The sequence below is a fragment of the Paraburkholderia sp. SIMBA_053 genome, from assembly GCF_046534895.1.
GTDB lineage: Bacteria > Pseudomonadota > Gammaproteobacteria > Burkholderiales > Burkholderiaceae > Paraburkholderia > Paraburkholderia caledonica.
In genome coordinates this window covers 1-234 of the sequence record NZ_JAWRXU010001784.1, presented here as the reverse complement: position 1 = coordinate 234, position 234 = coordinate 1, and the positions used below count along the sequence as shown (strand labels likewise).

Here is a 234-nt window from a genome sequence, read left to right as displayed (position 1 = left end):
CGATCTGCACGGCAACGTCACGCAGAAGATGATCGACAACGCGGACGTGATCGTCAGCTTCAAGACTTATCCGCACGTCGATATGTACGAGACCGGCGCGCACGCCGCGCGTTTGCTGTTCGCGTCGATGCATGGCGACGTGAAGCCGGTGATCGCGTGGCGTCAGCCGCCGCTGCTCACGCATACGCTGCGCAGCTCGACGGCCGAAGGCGCGATGAAGCGTGCGGTCGATGC

Annotated in this window: 1 protein-coding gene; it reads left to right on the top strand. The window is 63.7% G+C overall.

Annotation, left to right across the window (positions count from 1 at the left end; all coding sequences use genetic code 11):
• On the top strand, window positions 1-234 hold a 234-nt coding region (locus tag SB753_RS41655), incomplete at both ends, for a M81 family metallopeptidase (protein ID WP_410805767.1).